Raw genomic sequence first — 1,225 nt, 5'->3', positions numbered from 1 at the left:
CTAGGCCGTAAACTCATAAAATGAGAAGCAGCGGCGTTCAGTTCACCGGGAACAAGCGGTTGTCCGCAGGATCGGCCCACCGGCCTATTGGCGTGGCTGTGCGTAAATCAAAAATGGCTAACAACGTTCCGCCAACGAACAGCCCAACGGCAGCCGCAGATGAGCTCCACCTGACAGAAACGGGCGTGCCAGCAGGCAATTCGGTCACGGCTTTCGCGTTGAAAGTGGAGATGATCTGCATGCCATCCTGCTTTCTCATGTCGAGCAGATAGAAGTATGCTGTTTCGTCATCTCTTTCGAATGCAGCTCCGAACCGCCCAACTTCGTCAATTGCGCTCTCGTAGACGTCGATCATAACCACTCCATCTCGCGAACCTGCCCAATACGGCAAATGTTCGCAAGTGCGCAGCACAGGCAGCCCACTTTCAAAATGCTTCTGATTATGATTCAGCATTGGCATGAGCCGATATGATCTGACTGATTTCGAGTGGCGCGTTATCGAACCGCTTTTACCCAACAAGCCGCGCGGCGTGCCGCGCGTCGATGACCGGCGCGTACTCAACGGTATCTTCTGGGTGCTGCGCTCCGGCGCGCCATGGCGCGACCTGCCCGAGCGCTACGGGCCGCGCACCACGTGCTACAACCGCTTCGTGCGATGGCGAAAAGCGGGCGTGTGGGACCGAATGATGGACGCCATAACAGCCGCGCATGACGGTGACATCCAGATGATCGACAGTACTTCCGTTCGCGCCCATCAACAGGCCGCGACGGCAAAAAGGGGGATCGAGATCATTGTCTCGGTCGCTCCCGAGGCGGGCTCACCACCAAAATCCACGCGGTCGTCGATGGGCAAGGCCTCCCGATCCGGCTAAGCTTAACCGCTGGGCAAAGCCATGACGGGCAAACGGCTGACGATCTGCTCGACCATGTTGGCGCCGGAACAATCCGTTCTGGCGGACAAGGCTTACGATGCCGATCGCATCCGCGCGTCAATCCACGAAAGGGGTGCGTTCGCCAACATCCCACCCAAGTCCAACCGTCGGTCAAAGCCGTACTTCAGCACATGGCTCTATCGCGAGCGGAACCTGATCGAGCGCTTCTTCTCCAAGCTAAAGCACTTTCGCCGCGTCGCCACCCGCTACGACAAGCTGGCAGAGAACTTCCTGGCCATGGTCCAACTGGCGTCCATGCGCCTTTGGCTTCGCGTTTATGAGTCTACGACCTA

1 protein-coding gene and 1 pseudogene are annotated in these 1,225 nt (G+C 58.0%); one reads left to right on the top strand and one right to left on the bottom strand.

Features of this window, described 5'->3' with window-relative positions:
* Positions 1-37: 37 nt before the first annotated feature.
* Entirely contained in the window at positions 38-355 is a 318-nt protein-coding gene (locus LI953_RS15350) for a DUF2251 domain-containing protein (RefSeq protein WP_227076961.1), read from the bottom strand.
* 103 nt (positions 356-458) lie between these two features.
* Here LI953_RS15350 and LI953_RS15345 point away from each other — a divergent pair.
* A pseudogene (locus tag LI953_RS15345) lies at positions 459-1,225 on the top strand (IS5 family transposase); the annotation flags it as partial.

It is taken from the genome of Acidocella sp. KAb 2-4, assembly GCF_020567705.1.
Taxonomy (GTDB): Bacteria; Pseudomonadota; Alphaproteobacteria; order Acetobacterales; family Acetobacteraceae; genus Acidocella.
The sequence above is the reverse complement of the archived record's forward strand: the minus strand, read 5'-3'. Positions and strand labels throughout refer to the sequence as shown.